General features: G+C 71.0%; 17 protein-coding genes. 7 read left to right on the top strand and 10 right to left on the bottom strand.

The features are described 5' to 3' along the window. Positions 1-1012, top strand: a 1012-nt coding sequence (locus D7Y13_RS19120) for a WD40/YVTN/BNR-like repeat-containing protein (protein WP_208734473.1), incomplete at its 5' end; no start/stop codon positions are given. 52 nt (positions 1013-1064) lie between these two features. Here the strand turns inward: D7Y13_RS19120 and D7Y13_RS19115 are convergent. From D7Y13_RS19115 to D7Y13_RS19100, 4 genes are all read right to left on the bottom strand, one after another. Next, on the bottom strand, positions 1065-2000 hold the full coding sequence (locus D7Y13_RS19115) for an ROK family protein (RefSeq protein ID WP_120584765.1): 936 nt from the start codon (positions 1998-2000) through the stop codon (positions 1065-1067). Between the two features lie 55 nt (positions 2001-2055). Beyond that, positions 2056-3426 (bottom strand): phosphomannomutase/phosphoglucomutase, encoded by a 1371-nt coding sequence (locus D7Y13_RS19110; protein ID WP_120584766.1) that lies wholly within the window; start codon positions 3424-3426, stop codon positions 2056-2058. Positions 3427-3607: 181 nt separating this feature from the next. Next, positions 3608-6175 carry a protein kinase domain-containing protein gene (locus D7Y13_RS48070; RefSeq protein ID WP_233595752.1) on the bottom strand — a complete coding sequence of 856 codons (2568 nt, stop codon included), beginning with the start codon at positions 6173-6175 and terminating at the stop codon, positions 3608-3610. A 225-nt stretch (positions 6176-6400) separates the two neighbouring features. After that, a complete protein-coding gene (locus D7Y13_RS19100) occupies positions 6401-7462 on the bottom strand; it encodes a mannose-1-phosphate guanylyltransferase (protein WP_120533535.1) in 1062 nt (353 codons plus the stop codon). A gap of 178 nt (positions 7463-7640) precedes the next feature. Here D7Y13_RS19100 and D7Y13_RS19095 point away from each other — a divergent pair, with 178 nt between their 5' ends. The 3 genes from D7Y13_RS19095 to D7Y13_RS19085 all read left to right on the top strand — a co-directional run bounded on the left by D7Y13_RS19095 (position 7641) and on the right by D7Y13_RS19085 (position 12282). Continuing rightward, positions 7641-10379, top strand: coding sequence for a GDSL-type esterase/lipase family protein (locus D7Y13_RS19095; protein ID WP_120584767.1), 2739 nt, complete (start codon positions 7641-7643; stop codon positions 10377-10379). A gap of 3 nt (positions 10380-10382) precedes the next feature. Beyond that, positions 10383-11855: an MBOAT family O-acyltransferase gene (locus tag D7Y13_RS19090; RefSeq protein ID WP_120584768.1), complete on the top strand. Its 1473-nt coding sequence runs from the start codon at positions 10383-10385 to the stop codon at positions 11853-11855. 226 nt (positions 11856-12081) lie between these two features. Then, positions 12082-12282: a hypothetical protein gene (locus tag D7Y13_RS19085; RefSeq protein ID WP_233595753.1), complete on the top strand. Its 201-nt coding sequence runs from the start codon at positions 12082-12084 to the stop codon at positions 12280-12282. Here the strand turns inward: D7Y13_RS19085 and D7Y13_RS19080 are convergent. The 4 genes from D7Y13_RS19080 to D7Y13_RS19065 form a co-directional block, all read right to left on the bottom strand. Continuing rightward, positions 12270-13220, bottom strand: a complete 951-nt coding sequence (locus D7Y13_RS19080) for a N5-glutamine methyltransferase family protein (protein ID WP_120584769.1) — start codon at positions 13218-13220, stop codon at positions 12270-12272. The genes D7Y13_RS19085 and D7Y13_RS19080 overlap by 13 nt on opposite strands. 200 nt (positions 13221-13420) lie before the next feature. Continuing rightward, positions 13421-14008, bottom strand: a complete 588-nt coding sequence (locus D7Y13_RS19075) for a DUF488 domain-containing protein (protein WP_120584770.1) — start codon at positions 14006-14008, stop codon at positions 13421-13423. Between the two features lie 174 nt (positions 14009-14182). Further along, positions 14183-14806: an NUDIX hydrolase gene (locus D7Y13_RS19070; RefSeq protein WP_120584777.1), complete on the bottom strand. Its 624-nt coding sequence runs from the start codon at positions 14804-14806 to the stop codon at positions 14183-14185. A 14-nt stretch (positions 14807-14820) separates the two neighbouring features. Beyond that, positions 14821-15714: an undecaprenyl-diphosphate phosphatase gene (locus D7Y13_RS19065; RefSeq protein ID WP_120533529.1), complete on the bottom strand. Its 894-nt coding sequence runs from the start codon at positions 15712-15714 to the stop codon at positions 14821-14823. A gap of 124 nt (positions 15715-15838) precedes the next feature. Between D7Y13_RS19065 and D7Y13_RS19060 the strand changes: the two genes are divergently transcribed. Then, positions 15839-16312, top strand: coding sequence for a YchJ family protein (locus tag D7Y13_RS19060; RefSeq protein ID WP_120533528.1), 474 nt, complete (start codon positions 15839-15841; stop codon positions 16310-16312). A 194-nt stretch (positions 16313-16506) separates the two neighbouring features. On the opposite strand, the gene D7Y13_RS19055 is transcribed toward D7Y13_RS19060, so the two are convergent. Then, the gene (locus tag D7Y13_RS19055; protein WP_120584771.1) at positions 16507-16977 is read right to left on the bottom strand and encodes a type II secretion system protein GspG; all 471 of its coding nucleotides are present in this window, start codon (positions 16975-16977) and stop codon (positions 16507-16509) included. Then, positions 16974-17390 (bottom strand): type II secretion system protein GspG, encoded by a 417-nt coding sequence (locus D7Y13_RS19050; RefSeq protein ID WP_120584772.1) that lies wholly within the window; start codon positions 17388-17390, stop codon positions 16974-16976. The genes D7Y13_RS19055 and D7Y13_RS19050 overlap by 4 nt, the downstream gene beginning before the upstream one ends. A 405-nt stretch (positions 17391-17795) precedes the next feature. Between D7Y13_RS19050 and D7Y13_RS19045 the strand changes: the two genes are divergently transcribed. Continuing rightward, entirely contained in the window at positions 17796-19625 is a 1830-nt protein-coding gene (locus D7Y13_RS19045; protein ID WP_120584773.1) for an RCC1 domain-containing protein, read from the top strand. After that, positions 19622-21046, top strand: a complete 1425-nt coding sequence (locus D7Y13_RS19040; protein ID WP_147444399.1) for an RCC1 domain-containing protein — start codon at positions 19622-19624, stop codon at positions 21044-21046. Before D7Y13_RS19045 ends, D7Y13_RS19040 begins: the two co-directional genes overlap by 4 nt. Positions 21047-21099 lie beyond the last annotated feature (53 nt).

Genomic DNA, 21099 nt, shown 5'->3' with positions numbered 1-21099 from the left:
CGTGAAGTGGGAGCCGCAGGTGAGCGGGACGACGGTGCGCCTGCGCGGGGTCAGCGCGGTGGACGCACGCGTGGCCTGGGCCAGCGGGGACAAGGGCACCTTCGTGCGCACCACGGACGGAGGGAAGACGTGGAAGGCGTCCACCGTGCCGGGCGCGGAGGGCCTGGACTTCCGCGACGTGGATGCCTTCAGCGAGCGCACCGCGTACCTCCTGTCCATTGGCACGGGCGACAAGTCGCGCATCTACAAGACGACGGACGGGGGCGCGACGTGGAAGCTCCAGTTCACCAACGCCGTGCCGGGCGCGTTCTTCGACGGCATGGCCTTCTGGGATGAGCAGCACGGCATCGCGTTCAGTGACCCGGTGGACGGGCGCTTCATCGTCATCACCACCGAGGATGGCGGCGCGACGTGGAAGCCCGTGATGAAGGAAGCGCTGCCCGCGCTCCCGGGTGAAGCGGGCTTCGCCGCCAGCGGCACGAGCATCGCGGTGCAGGGCACGTCCCACGTCTGGTTCGGACTGGGGGGCTCGGCGGCGCGGGTGCTGTACTCGGCGGACCGGGGCCAGAACTGGAACATCGCGACGACGCCGCTGGCCACGGGCGAAGGCGCGGGCGTGTTCTCGCTCCTCTTCTGGAGCGACAAGGCGGGCATCGCGGTGGGTGGCAACTACAAGAAGCCGGAGGAGACCGCTGGCACCGCGGCCGTCACGCTCAACGGGGGGAAGACCTGGAGCGTGCCTTCGGGAACCTCGCTGGGGGGCTATCGCTCCTGCGTGGCGTCGCTCCTACACGCCCGGCGGCCGATGTTCGTGGCCGTGGGCCCCACGGGTTCGGACGTTTCGGTGAATGGCGGCAGGACGTGGGAGCCGCTGGACGCCACCGGCTTCCATGCCGTGTCCTCACCGCGGCGCAAGCAGGACACGGCCTATGCCGTGGGTGAGGAGGGCCGCATCGCCCGGCTGGTGCCTGCGTCCCCGGCGGAGCCGAAGCCGGCACCGAAGAAGCCGTAGCGCACGCTGGAGCCTCACCGGCGCGGGGGAAACGCCCCCCGCCCGGAAGACTTCACGCGACCAGCAGCGCCGCGCCGATGATGCCGCTGTCGTCGCCCAGCTCCGCGTCGGCGACGAGCAGGCCCTCGCGCGACGTCTGCGACGCCCACATCTGCACGCCGTCCAGCACGCGCTGCCGGATGCCCGGGCAGTGCGTCAGCACGCCGCCGCCCAGCACCAGCCGCGCCGGATTCAGCACCGTCACCTGGTTGGCCACCGCGATCGCCAGGAAGCGGGAGGCGCGCTCGTAGATCTCCTTCGCCTCCGCGTCGCCCATGTCCGCCGCCTTCTCCAGCATCACCGGCGTGATGCTGTCCGGGTCGCTGTCCGCGATGAGCGACTCCAGGATGCGCGAGTGCCCCGATGCCAGCAGCTCCTTCGTCTGGGCGATGAGGTTGTGGCCGCCCACGTACGCCTCCAGGCAGCCGTGCTCGCCGCAGCCGCACAGCCGGCCGCTGGGCACCACCTTGATGTGGCCCAGCTCGCCGGCCACGCCGCCGCCGCCCTGCATCAGCCGCCCGTCCGCGATGATGGCGCTGCCCACGCCGGAGCCCACGAACACCACCAGCATGTCCTGCGCCCCGCGACCCGCGCCCGCGTGCAGCTCACCCCACGCCGCGGCGGACAGGTCGTTCACCACCTTCACGGCGTAGCCCAGCCGCTTCTGGAGCAGGTCGGCCAGGGGCACGTTGCGCCAGCCCAGGTTGGGCGCCACGGAGATGACGCCGGAGTCCTTGTGGATCTGCCCGGCCGCGCCCACGCCGCAGCCGTCCACCTTCACGCCGGAGCGCTTCAGCGCTTCGTCCGCCGCCTGGGCGATGGTCTCCACCACGCCCTGTGGCTTGCGGTCCGTCACCGCCACCTTGGCGCTCGAAAGCAGCTTGCCCTTCGCGTCCACCACCGCGGCCCGGACGGACGTCCCGCCCAGGTCGATTCCCAGCGTCGGCATGGCCAACTCCCTCCCTACGGTTGCGTGTGCGGTGCTTCGCGTGGAACGCCGCGCCTCAGGCGCCGACTTCCTTCTGCGCCTGGGCGACCGTGCTGTCGATGAGCGCCTGGATCTCCTTCAGGCGCGCCTCGGTGTTCGCCTCGAAGCGCAGCACCAGGATGGGCTGCGTGTTCGACGCGCGGATGAGGCCCCAGCCGTCCGGGAACGTCACGCGCACACCGTCCACGTCGATGATGTCGTGGCCCGCGTCGCGGAGGATCTCCGTGGCGCGCTTCACCATCGCGAACTTCTTCTCCTCCTTCGTGTCGAAGCGCAGCTCAGGGCTGGCGTAGGTCTTCGGCACGTCGGAGAGCAGCTGCGACAGCGTCTTCTTCTCGTGGGTCAGGATCTCCAGCAGGCGCGCGGACGCGTACACCGCGTCGTCGAAGCCGTAGTAGCGGTGCTTGAAGAAGATGTGGCCGCTCATCTCGCCGGCCAGCTCCGCGTGCTCTTCCTTCATCTTCGCCTTGATGAGGGAGTGCCCCGCCTTCCACATCACCGGCTTGCCGCCGTGCTTCGCGATGTCGTCGTACATCGTGTAGCTGCACTTCACCTCGCCGACGATGGCCGCGCCCGGGGCCTCCTTCAGCACGTAGCGGCTGAAGAGCACCATGATCTGATCACCCCAGAGCACGTTGCCCTGGTCGTCGATGACGCCGATGCGGTCGCTGTCGCCGTCGTAGGCGATGCCCACTTCCGCCTTCTCCGACTTCACCGCCTTGATGAGGTCCTGGAGGTTCTCCACCACCGTGGGGTCCGGGTGGTGGTTGGGGAAGTTCGCGTCCATCTCGCAGAACAGGGGCACCACGTCGAAGCCCATGCTGCGGAACAGCGGGACGGCCACCTCGCCGCCCGTGCCGTTGCCCGCGTCGATGACGATCTTCATCCCCTGGCGGCCCACCTTCACCGTCTGGCGGATGAAGTGGTTGTAGGGCGTGACGATGTCGTAGGGCGTGACCTTGCCGGGCTTGGAAGCGGTGGCGAAGTCCTTCGCCTCGATGATGCGGCGCAGCCCCTGGATTTCGTGGCCGTGGAAGGTCGTCTTGCCCGCGCCAATCTTGAAGCCGTTGTACTCGGGCGGGTTGTGGCTGCCGGTGATCATCGCCAGGCCATCCACGGGCAGCGTGTTCGCCGCGAAGTACGTCAGCGGCGTCGGCACCACGCCCACGTCGTAGACGTCCAGGCCGGTGGCGGTGAGACCCTTGGCGAGCGCGTCGCGGAAGCGCGTGGAGGATTCGCGGCAGTCGCGGCCCACCGCGATGGAGGTCCCGGCCTTGCGGCGGATCATGGTGCCCAGACCCAGGCCCAGCAGCTCCACCACTTCGATGGTGAGGTCCTTGTCCACCAGACCCCGGATGTCGTACTCGCGAAAGATGTGCGCGTTCATGGCAGTGTCCCCACCCCTGTCCCGGCCGTGAGGGCTCGGCGGAGGGCGGCGAACACTACACGAGCGGCCCCGGGGGCTGCACACGCCCGAGCACCCCGCTCCCACTCTTGAACGCCCGGCTGCTCCTGGGGTGGGCGGCACCTCCCCCCGTCCTACCCCCATTGACGGGTAATGGACCCCATCAGGCCATGGCCCCGGCCCCCGCCGGGAGCTGCTCCCGCAGGGACTGGTAGTGCCGCAGCCACGACGTGTTCAGCGGATCCAGCTTCAGGGCCTCCGCGTAGCACTCCAGCGCGGCCGGCACGGACCGTTGGACCTCCAAGGCGTGTCCCCGGGTGAACAGGGCGCGGGCCTGCGTCTCCACCTCCGGGCGGGCGGCGAGGAAGGCGCTGCGCAGGGCCTCCATGGTCGGCTCGGGGACGCCGGCGGCGACGCACCGGGCGAGGCCCGCCACGTTACCCCGGGTGGCGTCGTAGCCCACGCGGGACTGGGGTTCGCCGAGCATCCGCTGCGCGGCCAGCACCCGGATGCGCAGGGCCTCCAGCGCCTGACGCTGGGAAGCGGGCAGCGCGCGGCCCTGGAAGACGTCCAGGCGGCGCAGGGCGGCCTGGGCGCGGCGGCGCACGTCGCCGAAGTCCGCGTCGGGCTTCGCGCCCAGCAGGGTGTAGGGGTCCCGGGCGACGGCCTCCGCGCGGGACAGCATGCGGGCCAGCTCCGTGTCGGGCGCGGGCTCCAGGTCCTCGGTGAGGGCGCGCAGGAGGATCCGGCTCAGGGCCGGGTACTCGTCGGAGAAGTGGACGAAGACGCCGGCGGGCACGTTCCAGGTGCGCGCCTCGTCGAAGGTGACGTGGCGGACGACGTCGCACGCGCCCACGGCCGTCTCACCGCGGAAGGAGACCTCCACGGGCAGGCGCGCGGCGAGCGGCGGCAGGGAGCCCCGGCATTCGGCGAAGAGGCCCTCGGGGGCGACGTCGCTCACGGACACGGGCTGGAGCACCTCGCCCGGCGTGAGGCCCAGGCGCACGCGCAGGTCCGACGGCGCGTCGGTGCGAGGCGCGGTGGCCTCCAGCGGTGCCACCGCGTTCTCCAGCGGCAAGGGCACGGAGGCGCTGTCCGACACGCGGTCCACGAGCGCGATGGGCACGGCGGGCGGCTGCGAGGAGGCCGGGTGGATCAACGGAATCGGGGCGGCCTCCACGGAGGGCGCCAGGTGCATGAACGGAATGGCCGCGGACCCCAGCGTGGACGTCGCGTGCGCCGCGGAAGCCGGGGTGACGTCCAGCGGCGACGTCGGATCCACCAGCAGGAGGGGCGCACCCGCCTGCGAGGAAGACGCCGGGTTCAGCAGCAGGGTGGGCGCGGGGACCTCCGCCGAGGACATCGGGTTCTTCAGCGAGAGGAGCGCCGAGGCTTCCTCCGGGGACACCGTGGCCATCAGCAGGGTGTGCGCGGGCGCCCACGAGGAGTTCGCGTCACCAGACGACACCGGGCCCACGTCGAGGGGTGCACCGGTGGCCCGGGCGGACACCGACGGCGCGTCACCGGCAGCGCCAGTGCCCGAGGAATCGGCCCGGGACGCGACCGTGTCCTCCCGCTCCGCGGGCCCCAGCATCGCCACGGCCGAGGCCCAGAACGCGGCCACCTCCGCGCGCATGGCCACCTCGCCCGCGCGGGCTTCGGAAGGCATGCCGTCCGCCGCGCGCAGCGCCGCATCCTCCATGGATGAAGCCGAGTCCCCCCACGCCGGCACGTCCTCCACGATGTCGATGTCGTCCAGCGCGTCGCGCTCCGTCACGACCTCCGACGAAACGTCCTCGCGCGCATCCGCCGAGGCATCCCGCACACCCGGCTCCAGGCCCAGCGCCTCCGCGAGCGCGACGCGGAAGGCCCGCGCGCTGTCGAAGCGGTCCTCGGGTCGCGCGGCCAGCGCCCGCAGCAGCACGGTGGACAGCGCGGGAGGCACGCTCGCGTTGAGCGCATGCGGCGGGAACAGCGCCACGTCCGCGGACCGGCCCAACCCGAACGGCAGCCGCCCGGTGACGAGCAGGTAGCCCGCCACGCCCAACGAATGCACATCCGCGCGAGGCCCTCCGGAAACGCCGGCGGACTGCTCGGGCGCCATGAACGTGGGCGAGCCCACCGTCACGCCCCGCGCCCGCTCCTCCCGCGACAGCGCCGCGTCCCGCACCATGCCCGCGCCGAAGTCGCGCACCATCACCCGCCGCGCGCCCTTCGCATCCCGCGTGACGACCAGCGAATCCAGCGTGAGGTCCCCGTGCACGAGCCCGCGCGCATGCGCCGCCTCCAACCCCGCGAGCGCCTGCGCCAACACCTCGACCGCCTCCACCGGAGACAGCGGCAGCGGCATCGCGCTCAGCGACTCCCCTTCCGGCGCCTCCATCAACACGCAGGGCAGGCCCTGAGGGCCGGGGCGCACGTCCAGCACGCGCGCCACATGACGGTGCACGACGTTGCGCTGCGCGAGCGCCTCCGCGATGAACCGCGCGCGCACCGCCGGCCGGGCCGCCAGGTGCGCATGCAGCACCTTCACCGCGAAGCGGTGCCCCGTGGGCACGTACTCCGCCAGGTACACCGACGCCACCGCGCCAATCTCCAGCCGACGCTTCAGCAGCAGCGGCCCGTGCCGCTGGCCCTCCAGCGAGTCCCCGGACACCGACGACGGCGATTCGACGGGGCAGGCCTCCCCGTTCTGGTGTTCCTCCACGCAGCGCTTGCAGCCCATCGCCATCCCCGCCTGACGCCCCCTGAATGGGGCGGACCCGGGGTGGACTTGCAACCTCCGCGCCTCATGCCCGGGGGCGCCCTCCGTCCGGCACCGGACACTCCAACCGCCCGAAGGTGCCGGCAATCGCCCGAAACGGCTCGGGGCCCCCTGTAGAAATGACAGGGAGCCCCGGGAAGAAATGTGTGAGGGGAAACAGGAGGCGGGGTGAGCCCCGGGCCTACAAGGCCCCTACAGCAGCTTCAGGCGCTTCTTGGCCTTGAGGGCCTCGACGACCTTGCGGACGTCCTGGCTCCTGTCCTTGGGGACGACGAGGACGGCGTCGCCGGAGTCCACCACCACCACGTCATGCATGCCGACGACGGAGAGGGTCCGCTTGTCCCCGAGCACCACGCAGTTGGTGCAGTCCACGAGCACCGCGTCGCCGGAGACGACGTTGCCCTGGGCGTCCGCGGGGCGCACTTCGGGGATGGCGGCGAAGGAGCCGACGTCGGACCAGCCGAAGTCGCCATCCAGCACCGCGATGTTCTCCGCCTTCTCCATCACGCCGTAGTCGATGGAGATGGAGGGCAGCTTGGGGAACACGCGCTTGAGCACGGCGGGGAAGGTGCGCTTGCCCGCGGCCTTCTGGAGCGCGTCCAGGCCCTTCTGCATCTCCGGCATGTGCTTCTGGAAGGCCTCCAGCATCACGTCCGCGCGGAAGACGAAGATGCCGCCGTTCCACAGGTAGTCGCCGCCGGCCAGGTACTCCTGCGCCGTCTTGAGGTCGGGCTTCTCCTTGAACGCCTTCACGCTGCGGCCGCCGCCCTCCAGCGCGTCACCGACCTGGATGTAGCCGTAGCCCGTCTCCGGGCGCGCGGGCTTGATGCCCAGCGTGACGATGTGACCGCCCTCCGCGATGCGCGCGGCCTCCGCGAGCGTGCGCTGGAAGCCCTTCACGTCCGCGACGTGGTGATCCGACGGCAGCACCGCGAGGATGCCCCGCGGGTCGCGCGCGGCCACCTGGAGGGCGGCGAGCGCGATGGCGGGCGCGGTGTTGCGCGCCACGGGCTCCACCAGCAGGTTGCCCTTGGGCAGGCCCTTCACCAGCTTCAGGGCCGTCTTCGCGTGCACGGGGCCGCAGACGATGAAGGTGTTCTTCACCGGCGCCAGGCCCTTCAGGCGCAGGGCGGTGTCGGTGAGCAGCGGGTGCTTGGAGGCGAGCGGGAGGAACTGCTTCGGACGGGCCTGGCGGGACAGCGGCCAGAAGCGGGTGCCGGAGCCACCGGCCATGATGACGGGATAGAGGGCCATACGCGGGGTCTGAGCTCCTGGAGGGCGCCAGGCCACGCCTGACGCTGACGGCGGCGCACCATAGCGCTTCGCGCCGTGGGAGGAAGGGGGCCCGGCTGTCTGCTGCCCGGCCGGTGGGGCGCGCGGATGTGGGCAGAGTTTTGACCCGCCCCCGAAAAGCCAGTCTCATGCCCCACCGTTGAGTCTCAAGCCCACATCCACCGGGTGGACGCTGGCCTTCACCGTGCTGCTGACGGTGGGGTTGTCCCTGGCGCCACTGCCGGAGAAGTTCCGCCCCCTCCCCAGCCTTCGTCAGGAAGGTTCGCTCGGGCCCAAGCTGGTGGCGCTCGCGCTGCCGGCCTCGCTGCGCGGGGTGAAGGCCCCGCGTCCGCCCGCCGACACGATGGCGCCCGACGCCCCGCCCTCCGCGCTCGCGGAAGCGGACACCGCCGCCACCGACACGGATCCGAAGGCCGGGCCCCAGGTGGGCGAGGCCCCGGCGGTGCCCGGCATCGGCCTGGAGGAGCTGAGCGCCCCCACGCTGGCGACCGCGCTGGAGCTGGAGGCCCTGCGCGAGCGCATGGGCGCGAAGCACGTGGACATCGAGCTCAACTGCCGCAAGTCGCGCGCGGACGGGACGTGTGAAGAGGACGGGCTCGCGCCGCTGATGCGAGCGCTGGGCGACCTGCGCTCGGACTCGCGGCGCACGCCGGTGCGGGTGGTGCACCTGGGCGATTCGCTGATCGCCTCCGACTACATCACCGACGTGGTGCGCGACCGGCTCCAGGAGCGCTTCGGTTCGGGCGGCCCGGGCTTCCTCTACATCCACCGGCTGGCGAGCGCCGGCCGCGCCACGCGCGCGGGCACCGCGAGCACGGACGGCTGGAAGATGGAGCGGCTGGTGGACACGCACTGGCCGAAGGACCGCGTGGGCTGGACGGGCGTGGCCTTCTCCACCAACGGGCCGGCGCAGAGCACGCGCTACTCGCTGGAGGGCACGCGCGAGGCGGAGCTGTACTTCCTGGCCCAGGCGGCCAGCGGCTCCGTGCAGGTGTCGGTGGATGGCAAGAACACGCAGCGCATCCAGACGCGCGCGTTCGGCTCCAAGGCGGAGGCCGCGTTCGCGAGGCTGAAGCTCCCGGAAGGCGCGAAGACGCTGACGCTCACCGCCAGCGGCAAGACGGAGCTGCACGGCGTCGCGCTGGAGTCGGGCACGCCGGGCGTCGTCTACGACACGGTGGGCCTGCTAGGCGGCATGGCGGAGGTGTACCTGCGCGCGCAGCCCGCGGCCTTCCGCGCGCAGCTGCGTCACCGCAAGCCGTCGCTGGTGGTGTTGATGGTGGGCGGCAACGAGGCGTTCTTCCTGTCGCGCGAGCGCACCACGGTGGACGAGGTCCGCACGCAGATGAAGGAGCTGGTGTCGCGCGTGCGCACGGCGGTGCCGGACGCGGCGTGCCTCGTGATGTCGCCCATCGACGCGGGCGTGCGCACGATGAGCGGCGAGTTGGTCACGCGCCGGCACTCGGCGGAGGTGACGGAGGTCTTCCGAGAAGAGGCGCGCCGGGGCGGCTGTGCCTTCTACGACACGCTGGCGGCGATGGGCGGCGAGGGCTCCGCGCTCAAGTGGCTGGAGTCGGGCCTGATGCTGGAGGACCTGGTGCACCCGCGCGTGCGCGGCTCCAACCTGCTGGGCCACCTGTTCGACCTGTCGTTGCAGCGGGCCTTCGCGCGCACGCACCCGCCGCGCCTGCCGGGCACGGACACGACGGGCCTGCAGAACGCGCTCCCCGCGCTGAACCACACGTTCGAGTCCCTGGCCCGCCGCGAGGCTGGCGCGAAGCTGCGCGTGGGCATCGCGCAGGTCGGCGCTTCCCATACGGCGGCGCACTTCTTCTCCGACACCGTGCGCGCCACGCTGACGAAGCGCTTTGGCGACGCGGGGCGGGGCTTCATCGCGGCGGGCAAGCCGTCATCGCGGCTGGAGGCGGCGCACGTGTCGCGCACGCTGGACGGCCCGTGGACGGTGGAGGACGCGAAGGGCGCCACGCCCGGAGGGCTCTGGGGGCTCACCGGCATCCGCGCGGTGGGAGCGCCCGGCGCGAGCCTGGGCATCTCCTTCTGCGAAGGCTGCGAGGGCCGCAAGGACACGCCGGGCCGGCTGGACCTGTACGCGCTGGACGCGCCGGACGCGGCCGCGCCGACAATCCGCGTGGACGGCGAGGAGATTGCTCCGGAAGCCCCGCCGCCGGAGCCGCTGACGAAGCCCACGGTGCGCATCCGCTCCTTCCCGGTGACGGGCGCCGCGCACACGGTGCAGGTGACGGTGCCGGAGGGTGGAGGGTCCGCGACGGTGCTGGGTGCGTCGCTGGAGTACGACACGCCGGGGCTGGTGTACGACGCGCTGGGGTTGCCCGGCGCCACGGCCTTCACCGCGCGGGACATGGACGCGGCGGCGATGGATGAGCAGTTCAAGGCGCGCCGGCCGGACCTGCTGGTGTTCTGGTACGGCACCAACGAGGCGGAGCTGCCGGGCCTGGACGCGGAGGCGCTGCGGCAGGACTACGCGGCGCTGGTGACGCGGCTGCGCAAGGCGACGGGCGCGGAGTGCCTGCTCATCGGGCCCACGGACCGGATGCAGCAGGACGCGGATGGCCGTTGGACGGAGGCGCCCGCGCTGGGCAGGGTGCTCACGACGCTGCCACGCGTGGCGAAGGACGCGGGGTGCGCGTACTGGTCCGCGAGGGCGGCGATGGGCGGCGAGCGTTCGATGCAGCGCTGGCAGCGCCAGCCGGAGCCGCTGGGGCACGCGGACGGGGTGCACCTGACGCAGGCGGGCTACACGGTGCTCGCGAACGCGTTCGTGAAGGACCTGATGGCGGCGTACGAGTCCACGAAGAAGGGCGGCGAGCCGACGGCCTCCGCCGCGGGAGCGCCCTGAGCCGTGCTGTCCCACAGCCTCCACTACGTCATCTTCGTCATCGTGGTGTTCGCGCTCTACTGGGCGGTGCACCGGCACTTCTGGCCCCGGATGTGGGTGCTGCTCGTGGCGAGCCTGGTGCTCTACACCGGGTTCACGCAGCTGCCGCAGCTCATCGCGCAGGGGAACGTGACGGTGGAGGCCCTGCTGCTGGCGGGGATGCCGCTGCTCATCTTCCTGACCGGCGTGACGGTGGACCACCTGCTGGTGAAGGGGCTGGGCCGCGCGCAGAAGCCGGGCGTGCGCAAGCTGCTGGTGGTGCTGTCCATCGTCTCCAACCTGGGGATGCTGGCGGGCTTCAAGTACCTGGAGCTGTTGCGCAGGACGGCGCTGGCGCTGCTGGGACCGTGGGGCGTGGAGGTCCGCCCGGAGCCCTTCCACCTGCTGTTGCCGGTGGGGCTGTCGTTCTTCGTCTTCCAATCCATCAGCTACACGGTGGACGTGTACCGGGGGAAGGCGAGCTCGGGGCACTCGTTCATCGAGCACCTGCTCTACATGCTGTTCTTCCCGCGCGTGGTGAGCGGGCCCATCGTGCGCGAGTCGGAGCTGATGGCGCACTTCCGCCAGGTGCCCACGCTGTCGCCGGATGACGGTGGCAAGGCGATGTTCCGCATCGCGGTGGGGCTGGTGAAGAAGCTGATCATCGCGGACGTGCTGGGCAGCGGCATCGTGGATCCGGTGTTCGGCAGCCCGCACGCGTACTCGTCGGCGGAGTGCGCGGTGGCGGCGGTCGCGTACACGTTGGAGCTGTACTACGACTTCTCGGGGTACTCGGACATCGCGATTGGCGTGGCGGCGTTGTTCGGGTTCCGGTTCCCGGAGAACTTCGCGCGGCCGTACCTGGCGAAGAACCTGTTCGAGTTCTGGAACCGCTGGCACATGAGCCTGTCGTCGTGGCTGCGGGACTACCTGTACATCCCGCTGGGCGGCAACCGGCGCTCGAAGCCGAGGGTGCTGTTCAACCTGATGATGGTGATGGTGCTGGGCGGCCTGTGGCACGGGGCGGACTGGCGCTTCGCCGTCTGGGGCGCGGTGCACGGCGTGGCGTTGTGCGCGGTGCGCTGCTGGTGGTGGTTCCGGGGCAAGCAGCAGGAGCCCGGCCCGGTGCGCGTGGGCCTGGGGATGCTGGCCACGTTCACGCTGGTGGTGTTGACGCGCGTGGTGTTCCGCGCGCCGGACATGACGCACGCGGCGGAGTTCTACCAGCGCATGCTGGCGGGCATCCCAGGCGTGGCGAACGTGGGCCCGCTGGTGTGGACGATGCTGGCTGTGGCCATCATCGCGCACACACTGCCGATGAAGGTCTACGACCTGACGGCGCTCGCGTTCCTCAAGCTGCCAGCACCCGCGCGGGCGGTGGTGCTGGTGCTCATCGGTCTGGGCATCCGGCAGCTGGCCTCGCTGGAAGCGCGGCCGTACGTGTACCTCCAGTTCTGAGTACGCTCGCCGGATGAGGTTCGTTCGGCGACAGCTCTGGTGGGTCGCGGCGTGCACGGGCATCGCATGCATCGGGGCCCGACCGCCGGCAAGTACCGTCGAAACCTCCGCCGCCATTCCCTGGCCCCAGGACGACCTGCAACCGCTGGCGACGCTGGACGGCCCTGCGGTCGTCGCGGCGCATGCAGCACTGCAAGCAGTGCTCAAGCGATGGGACCATCCCAGCATGCGCCAAAGCTGTACGACGTCCCCCAGATCCCTGGAGGTCATCGTCGGCTCTCAAGACGGCTGGTACTTCGTTCGCGTCAACCGCCGCGTGGACAAGTGCCCGGGCTACGCGAACTTCACGGCACTTGAGTTCGACTGGTTCGAACTCTACGCGGTGTCACCCGAAGGCAAGCTCGAGCGCTATCCCTACTTTCCATAGGCCCGCCGGGCCGTCAGCGCCACCAGCGCGATGCGCTCCACGCCTGCGTATGGCGGCTTCTCCAGCTCCTCGCCGAACACGTCCGGATCCAACTCCTCGTAGGACACGTCCGTGAGCGGCGCGCTCCGCCACTGCCTCTCCAGTGCGGTGCGCAGCAGGTCCTCACCTTCCACCACCGGTGCGCCCGTGTAGAGCACCAGCGTCCCACCCTGCGACAGGCGCTCCACGCCTTCGCGCACGATGCGCACCGACAACTCCGTGCCGTGCGTGCCTCCACCGTCCCGGTACGTGCGCCCATCCGTGTCCGCCAGGTACGGAGGGTTCGCGACAATCAGGTCGAACGCGCCAGAGACCCCCTGGAGCAGATCCGAATGCGCCACCTGGACCCCCTGCGCACCGTTCAGCCGCGCATTCACCCGCGAGAACACCAGCGCCTCCGGATTCAGGTCCGCGAGCACCACCTCATCGCTGCGCCTCGCCACCGACAGGCCCCCCGCGCCCGAACCACACCCCAGGTCCACCACGCGCCGGAACGTGCCCGGCACCCGCTGCAACAACGCGCAGAACCGGTAGGTGTCCGGCCCGAAGAACACCGCGTCCTTCTGCGACGTGGGCCACGCCGAATGGACGTACAGGCCCGAGCCCAAGGTGGAGAACCGCACCCGGCTGCGCAGCGTCCCGTCCCCACAGTCCGCCAGCGCGCCTGCCTGCTCCAGCAGCGACTGCATCCCAGGCGACAGCACGCCGCGCCTGAAGGGTCGGCTCCACCCGAACACCTCCCGGAGCGAGCGGGCCTCAGGCACCCCAGAGCGAGCATTCACCCGCCGGTGCGTCTCCGGCGTCACCGTCGTGAAGGTATAGCCCTCCGCCCGCAGGGCACCTCCCAACGCAACCAGCGCGGCTTGCCGGGCTTCACCTGCCTCATGCCCACCTTCCACACCACCCCCTCGAAGGACCCCTCCATCCAATGTTGGACGTGCCCTGACGTCCGACAAGGAGCCTTGCCGCACGCACTGTCCCCCGCCCCCCGGATCCAGCGCCTGGCAGGCAAGAGAACACCTGGTGGCATCCGCGCTCTCGCACCTTCACCCTCCCGTGGCAGTGCGACCCTCGCGCGGACGCACGGTTCCGTGGAGGCTCACCCAGACCTTGCCTCGGACACGGCGTCCGCGCCCGCCGGGTAGAGCACCTGCCTGCCGTGGAGTCTGGCGAAGGCGGTGAGCGGATGCGGCTCCACGCGCGTGGGGCTCGTGATGTGCATCACCTGGACGCCCCTTGCCCAGAGCGCGTCGGCCAGGAGCGAGCGATGACAGCGCCACCGCAGCGCCTCCGCGCACATGACGGCCACGGGCCCACGCAGCGCGATCTCGCGCAGCGCCTCGAGTCCCCGCGCGAAGTCCTCCGTCAACATGTAGTCCGCGTAGCCTCGAAAGCTCGCGTTGCGCCACGCCCCATTGGGCGAGTCCTTGCGCGCATGCCGCAGGCCACCGAGCGCCGCCAGGTGCAGGTACTCCACACCCACTTGCGCGAGCAACGGCCCGAGCACGTCCACGTTGAACTGCGGGTTGTGGCGCGAGCGCGGCACGGTGCGGATGTCCACGAGCGTCCGCACACCGTTCGACCACAGCATCCCCACCAGCTCCTCCACCGTGCGCGTGGAGTGGCCCAGCGCGAAGACCTGGACGCCACTCCACCCAGGTGCCCGCCTCGGCAGCCGCGTGACCATTCCCACGCCTCCTGACGGAAGGCCGGGGCCCGGGCGAGAGCCCTCCGAGCCCGGCGCTCGGCGCCCATGCGGCCTCCCTGGCCCCCTGGAGCCGCCCATCAAGTGTTGGACGTTCCCCCGCGTCCGACAAGCAGCCTCGCGAAACCGGGCTGCTGGCTCGCGGAGACTCGCGCCTCAGCCCCCGGCAGGCAGGCGGGCACCCAGCAGGTCCTGCACGCCCGGCACGTCCGCCACGAGCAACAAGAAGTCGCGCAGGATGCGCGCCGTGGCGCCCCAGATGACGTGCTCGCCGTGCGTGTAGAAGTGCACGTCGTGCTCCACCCCTTCCCACGCGTGGCGCTCCACGCGGAGGATGGCGGGGTCCATCAGCCGCACGAACGGCACCTCCAACACCAGGTCCACCTCCGCCGGATTCGGCACGTACTTCCCGTCCCCCGGAATCACGCCCACGTAGGGGCGGATCCGGTACGAGGACGTCGTCGGCGTCTCATCCAGCAGGCCCAGCACCCGCACGCCGCCGCGCGCGATGCCCAGCTCTTCCTCTGTCTCGCGCAGCGCGGTCTCCAGGGGCGTGACGTCCTGCGCGTCCTGGCCACCGCCCGGGAACGCGTACTGCCCCGCGTGCGTGCGCAGGTGCGCGGGCCTCCGGGTGAAGACCATGAAGGGCACGCCGTCCCGTTCGAACAGCGGCACCAGCACCGCCGCCTCGCGCAACACCCGCCCCGGCAGGGTGAACGTCCGCGCCGGCCGCGCCTTCAGCCGCGCCTCCAACGCATCGAACAAGGCCTCCACGCGCACGGCTTCCATCCCCATCAGTCCGTGATCTGCTTTTCAACCGGCGGCTTCGTCGGCGCGTCCGGCGTCGACAGGTTCTCCACGCCCGACATCGGCTTGAGCACATTCGCCTGCAGCAGCCCCAAGAGCAGCACGCCCAGCGCGATGCGGTACACCACGAACACCAGCGTCGTGCGGCGCTTGAGGAAGCTCAGCAGCCACGCGATGGCGCCCATGCCGGACGCGAACGCCACCAGCGTGCCCACCACCAGCGCCACCGTGGAGGGCCGCGTCGGCGCCTCCAGCAGGTGCTTCAATTCGAAGATGCCCGCCAGCGTCGTCGCCGGAATGGACAAGAGGAACGAGTAGCGCGCCGCGTCCTCGCGCTTGAGCCCCAGCGACAGGCCGCCCGTGAGCGTCGTGCCCGACCGCGACGAGCCCGGCACCAGCGCCAGCGCCTGCCACAGGCCGATGAGGATGCCGTCCCGCCACGTCATGTCCGCCACGGTGCGCGTGTGCGACGCGCGCTTCTCCACGATGAACAGCACCAGCGCCAGCACGATGAGGCTGCCCGCGATGACGTAGAGCGACCGGAACTGCGTCTCGATGAGCTTCTTGAACGCCAGCCCGCAGATGCCGATGGGCAGCGTGCCCACCAGCACGAACCACGCGAGCCGCGACTCCAGCGTGCCGAACGGTTCCTTGCGCGCCAGTCCCTTGAAGAACGCGGCCACCAAAGAAACGATGTCCTTGCGGAAGTAGATGAGCACCGCGGCCACCGTGCCCAACTGGATGATGGCCGAGTACGCGGCCCCCGGGTCCGCCCAGCCGAACAGCTCCGGCGCGATGCGCAGGTGCGCGGTGGAGCTGATGGGCAGGAACTCCGTGAGACCCTGGACCAGACCCAGGACGATGGCTTCGAGGAGGCTCATAGGGGGCGGTGCGCCAGGGATATGCCCTGCCCTCCTGGCCCGCAAGCGCGAAGGTTCCCCATCCCTCCGCCCGGTTCGCCACCCGACCGTCCGCCCGCCAAACCCGGGTAGGCTTCAATCCTCCATGCCGCCCGTCCCCTTGTGCCCCTGCTCCTCCGGACAGCGCTACCGCCAGTGCTGCGCCCCCTTCCACCGAGGCGAGGCCGAAGCGCCCGACGCCGAACGCCTCATGCGCAGCCGCTACAGCGCCTTCGCCCAGCGCGACGCCGCCTACCTGTGGAAGACCCTCCACCCGGACCACCCGATGCGCGCCCGTCCAGAGGCGGACGTCCTGCGCGAGCTGCGCGCCTTCGCCCAGGGTCACCAGTACCCGGGGCTCGTGGTGCTGGGCCACCAGCCGCCGGACGCCTCCGGCCTCGCCCGCGTCCTCTTCTTCGCCAAGGTGTTCGAGAAGGGCAAGGACCAGTCCTTCGTGGAGCGCTCCGACTTCCGCCACGACGGCACCGGCTGGCGCTACCTGGACGGCGTCCTCAAGCTGCCGCGCGAACTGTCCGTGCCGCCCGAGTCCCTCACGCTGGACACCTTCCCGGCGGGCTGAGGAAAAGGGCACGGAAATCCCCTGTCAGGATTTTCGCGGCCCTTGCGTCAGACACCGTGCTGCCCGGCCGGAGAGGCCCTACACGCACTGGTACGGCCCCCTTCACGGGGGGCTTGCGGTTCGAATCCGCTCTGGCCTGAAACGCCACCCAATCGCGGCTTCTCCACTCGGGCAGCACCCTTTTCCCTCCTCCCTCAGCGCGCGGACTCCGTGTCCAGGTCGCGCGAGGACAGGTCCCGGTCGTCTCCGCTGCCACCGGGCGCTCCGTCCGCACCCAGGGACACGATGACCGCCTCCTCACCCAGCAGCACGTACCGGTAGTCGTGGCCCCATGGGTCCTGGGGCAGCTTCGCGAGGAGGCCTTGTTCCACCAGCGTGCCCAGCCCCGTGTCCGGGTCCGGCAGCCGACCTGTCTTCTCCACGTGCAGTCGCAGGGCGTTGTCGATCACCTTGAAGTCCTGCGCCACGCGCTGCGGCTTGCCTCGGTAATGGTCCATGAGGCCTCGCACGGCCAGGACCACCCAGGCGGTGAGCAATGACAGGACGCCGAGGATCACCATGAGTTCGATCAGCGTCATACCGCGCCGCCGCGTGTCCCCCTGCGCCCTCTCGCGCGGGAAGCCGTGCGCATCCGAGGAGAAGCGGGCATGGAGCCATCCCCTCATCGCGCGGACTCCGCGTCCAGGTCGCGCGAGGACAGGTCCCGGTCGTCGCCATCCCCGCCTGGAGCGCCATCCGCGCCCAGTGACACGATGACCGGCGTACTCCGGTCCAGCGTGTACACATAGTCCTGGCCCCACGGGTCCTGGGGGAGCTTCGGGAGGATCTGCTCGTCCACCAACGCGCGCAGTCCCATGGCCGTGTCCGGCAGCCGGCCCTTCTTCACGACGTACAACTGAAGGCCCTGCCCGAGCGACCCGAAGTCCAATGCCACGCGCTTCTGCTTCGCGGTTCCCAACTGGCCCAGCACCGCCACGCCCACCGCGGCGGCAATCAGTCCCAGGATGGTGATGACCACCATGATTTCAATCAGCGTCATGCCGCGCTGACGCCGCACCTGTCGCCTGCTCTTGTCCATGTCTGTCCTTCCGACACGGCGCCCCACGCGCCGGTCCCAGACGGGACGGAGCCTTCAACCCGGCACCGCGTCCCACCCGGGACGAGCGTGTTTGCAATCAGCGCGCCTCTCTTCGCGGCCCGCTGCGACATCCGCGTTGCCAGGGGGCCAGAGGCGCTGCCCGCAGTGACTGGAGAACATGTCTGTCTTTCTGGCAGGAGCCTGGCGCGCGGCACCGCCACGGTGTCCCGCGCACCCACGCCACGAACGGAAGGTCTGATCCCTCCTGAAGCCCCTGCCGGCCCCCGCCACTTGCGCGCACGCCGTCCTCCGCGATACACGCCCCGCACCGAATCGAATTTGCGAATCAATCTCAAAATAAACCGGTCGAAGCGGAAAACCGTGACCGGCCAGCGAGGCGGGTCCATGCGGGGACACAAGGCGATGTGGGAGGCGGGGCTGTTGGCGGCGGCGATGCTGCTCGGGGCATGCGGTGACGACCCGGTGCCCCTGCCGCCGGACAACACGGATGCGGGCGTGACGCTCGATGCGGGCACTGGGACGGATGCGGGCACGGACGCGGGCACGCAGGTGGCGGCGCCCACGGTGAGCTTCACCTCACCCACGGAGGGCGCCCAGGTGGAGCAGGCCCAGGTGCAGGTGGAGGCGGTGGTCCGCGCGGAAGGTGGAATCGCGCTGCTGACGGTGAAGCACAACGGCGGACCAGTCACCGACCGCACCCCTCTTAACGGCCCGAAGGAGCAGGTGCTGACGGTCCCCGTGGAGGCGGTGGTGGGCGAGAACACCGTCACTCTCCACGTGGAAGACGAAGCCGGCCAGTCCAACGACGCGACCCTGCACTTCACCTACGGCGACGTCCGGGCGCCCACGGTGGCGCTCACCAGTCCCACCGAGGGCCAGGACCTCACCGTGTACCAGGTGCGAGTGACGGGCCGGGCCACGGACAACTTCGGCGTGAAGGACTTCACCGCCCAGCTCAACGGCGGCACGGAGCAGCCCGAGTCCGTGTCCACTGACGGCGCCTTCACCTTCGTGCTCACGCCCGCGCGCGGCGACAACACGCTCGTGCTCCGGGCGCGCGACGCGTCCGGCAACGCCACCGAGAAGAAGGTCCACTTCCGCTTCGGCCGTTGGGTCACTGGAGGCGGTTCGCACTCGGCGCTCCTGCGCGACGGCAAGGTGTACGTCTGGGGAAACAACAACCTGGGACAGCTGGGCCTGGGCCAGCCGGGGCCCTCGGCGGGCAGCACCCCGTCGCCGCTGCTTTTGGCGGAGCTGCCCCCGGTGGGCGCGGTGGCGTTCGGTCAGAACAGCTCGCTCGCGGTCGGGTTGGATGGAACGGTGTGGACGTGGGGTGACAACAAGAACGCGCAGCTGGGCCTGGGCGTCCCCGGCTCTGGCGCGCTGGACGTGACGACGCGCTGGGCTCCGGCGCGCGTGCCCTCGCTGACGAACGCGGTGACGGCGGTCCGGGGCTACACGCACGCGCTGGTGCTCGCCAACGACAACACGGTGTGGGCCTTCGGAAGCAATGGCGCGGGCCAGCTGGGTGATGACACGACGAAGACCGCCTCCGACGTGCCGGTGAAGGTGGTGGACCTCACCGACGTCATCCAGGTGGCCGCCGGCTCCGAGCACTCCGTGGCGCTGCGCGCGGATGGCACCGTGTGGACGTGGGGGCGCAACAGCTCCGGCAACCTGGGCCTGGGCACCACGGACAGTGGACCGCACGCGCGGCCCGCGCAGGTGCCGGGGCTCACGGACGTGGTGGAGATTTCGGCGGGCAAGGACCACACGCTCGCGCTGCGCGCCAACGGCGCCGTCGTCTCCTGGGGACTGGGCGTGAGTGGACAACTGGGCCAGGGCCAGAGCGGCGATGACGGCAACAGCGCCGTGCCGGTGGCGGTGCTGGACCTCACGAACGCCACCTCGGTGGCCGCCAACGGCAACGTCAGCTTCGCCCTCCGCGCGGATGGCACCGTCGTCGGCTGGGGTCAGAACGCCAACGGGACGCTGGGCACCGGAGACAAGGTGACGCGCACGTCGCCCTCGACAGCCGTGGTGGGACTCACGGACGTGACGACCCTGGGCGTGGGCGCGCTGCACGCCATCTCCGTGCGGCGTGATGGGTCCATCTTCGGCTGGGGTTGGAACGTCAAGGGTTGCCTGGGAGGCGGCCCCGCCGCCAAGGATCCCTGGGCGTACTCGGAGCCCCTCCAGGTGACCCTGCCGTGAGACGGGCCCGCCTGTTCCTGATGCTGGCGCTGTGCTCCTGCGGCGAGACGCCTCGACCGTGGGAGGACCCCGTCATCCCGTCACAGCCTCCGCCGCCCGACACGGAGGCCCCGGTGGTGCGCATCGACACGCCAGCGCCGGGCCAGTGGCTGAACGTGCCCCGCCTCCGCCTGAGCGGCGACGTGGGAGACGCCACCCGGGTCGAGGTGTGGGTCGATGACGGAATCTCCCGGACGCTGTCCGTCGCGGGCTCCACGCTGTCGATGGAGCTGACGGTGCCGCCCGGCTCGCACGTGCTCCACGTGTCGGCCACGGATGCAGCGGGCAACACGGCGACGCAGGACGTGCCGTATCACGGAGGTCCGGGGCTTGGCGGTGGACTCAGCCACACGGGCGTGGTGCGCCAGGGACGCCTCGTCACGTGGGGCGGCAATGGACAGGGGCAGCTCTGTGAGACGACGCCCGAAGAGCGGCCGAGCCCCGCGTTCGCGCTCGAAGGTCAGCGGCCCATCGCGATGGTGTCGGCCATGGACACCACCGCCTGGATCTCCGCCGACGGTAGCGCGTGGCTGTGCGGCGCGCTGGCCTCCCTGCTGGACGCGGGTGGCACCGTGGTGGGCAGTGCCCATCGCGTCGAAGGCGTGAAGGACGTGGTCGGCGTCGCCCTGGGCAGTGGCCACGCGTTGCTGCTGGATGCGAGCGGTCAGGTCTGGGCGTTCGGGGCCAACGCGCGCGGACAACTGGGCCTGGGCGAGGAAGGCGAAGCAGTGCCGCAGCCCACGGCCGTGCCGGACCTCACCGATGTGGTGCAGGTGGTCGCGGGCAGCGAACACTCCGCGGCGCTGCACCGCGACGGCACCGTGTCAGTCTGGGGCTACAACCGCGATGGCGTGCTGGGCACGGGCGAAACGGAGGCGCGCGTGCAGGCGTCCCCCGCGCGTGTGCCCCGCCTGGAGCAGGTCGAACACCTGGCCTCCGGGCGCAGCCACCTGCTGGCGCTGCTCGCGGATGGAACGGTGCGCGCGTGGGGCACGGGGACGTCGGGACAGCTCGGCCACGGGGATGCGGGCTTCGGCGGGGGCCGTGCGCAGCCCACGCCGGTGCTGGTGCTCACGGGCGTCACGGCGGTGACGGCCGCGAACAACTCCAGTTGGGCCTTGGGAAGTGACGGCACGGGCTGGGCGTGGGGACTCAACAGCACCGGGCAGCTTGGCGTCGGGGACACCAACCAGCGCGTCGTGCCCACGCGATTGGCCACGCCCCTGCCGCTCGTGGAGCTCGCGGCGGGGGCCCAGCATGGGCTCGCGCGCACGCGGGATGACGCGGTGATCATCTGGGGCGGCAATCTCAGCGGCCAACTGGGACAGGGCGATGGTGCGCCCAAGAGCGCGTCCACGCCGCAATCCGTGAACCTGCCGTGACCTTCCGCCCCTTCCCCATGGCCCTCTTGATGAAATCCACGCGGTGCCTGGTC

The organism is Corallococcus praedator (genome assembly GCF_003612125.1).
GTDB lineage: Bacteria > Myxococcota > Myxococcia > Myxococcales > Myxococcaceae > Corallococcus > Corallococcus praedator.
The sequence above is the reverse complement of the archived record's forward strand: the minus strand, read 5'-3'. Positions and strand labels throughout refer to the sequence as shown.

Excerpts from the sequence above, each read along its gene's own strand:
- D7Y13_RS19100 (WP_120533535.1), bottom strand. The coding sequence starts at position 7,462 with ATGGCCCTCTATCCCGTCATCATGGCCGGTGGCTCCGGCACCCGCTTC.
- D7Y13_RS19050 (WP_120584772.1), bottom strand. The coding sequence starts at position 17,390 with ATGGACAAGAGCAGGCGACAGGTGCGGCGTCAGCGCGGCATGACGCTG.
- D7Y13_RS19085 (WP_233595753.1), top strand. The coding sequence starts at position 12,082 with ATGCGCCAAAGCTGTACGACGTCCCCCAGATCCCTGGAGGTCATCGTC.
- D7Y13_RS19055 (WP_120584771.1), bottom strand. The coding sequence starts at position 16,977 with ATGAGGGGATGGCTCCATGCCCGCTTCTCCTCGGATGCGCACGGCTTC.
- D7Y13_RS48070 (WP_233595752.1), bottom strand. The coding sequence starts at position 6,175 with ATGGCGATGGGCTGCAAGCGCTGCGTGGAGGAACACCAGAACGGGGAG.
- D7Y13_RS19115 (WP_120584765.1), bottom strand. The coding sequence starts at position 2,000 with ATGCCGACGCTGGGAATCGACCTGGGCGGGACGTCCGTCCGGGCCGCG.
- D7Y13_RS19110 (WP_120584766.1), bottom strand. The coding sequence starts at position 3,426 with ATGAACGCGCACATCTTTCGCGAGTACGACATCCGGGGTCTGGTGGAC.
- D7Y13_RS19065 (WP_120533529.1), bottom strand. The coding sequence starts at position 15,714 with ATGAGCCTCCTCGAAGCCATCGTCCTGGGTCTGGTCCAGGGTCTCACG.
- D7Y13_RS19045 (WP_120584773.1), top strand. The coding sequence starts at position 17,796 with ATGCGGGGACACAAGGCGATGTGGGAGGCGGGGCTGTTGGCGGCGGCG.
- D7Y13_RS19075 (WP_120584770.1), bottom strand. The coding sequence starts at position 14,008 with ATGGTCACGCGGCTGCCGAGGCGGGCACCTGGGTGGAGTGGCGTCCAG.
- D7Y13_RS19060 (WP_120533528.1), top strand. The coding sequence starts at position 15,839 with ATGCCGCCCGTCCCCTTGTGCCCCTGCTCCTCCGGACAGCGCTACCGC.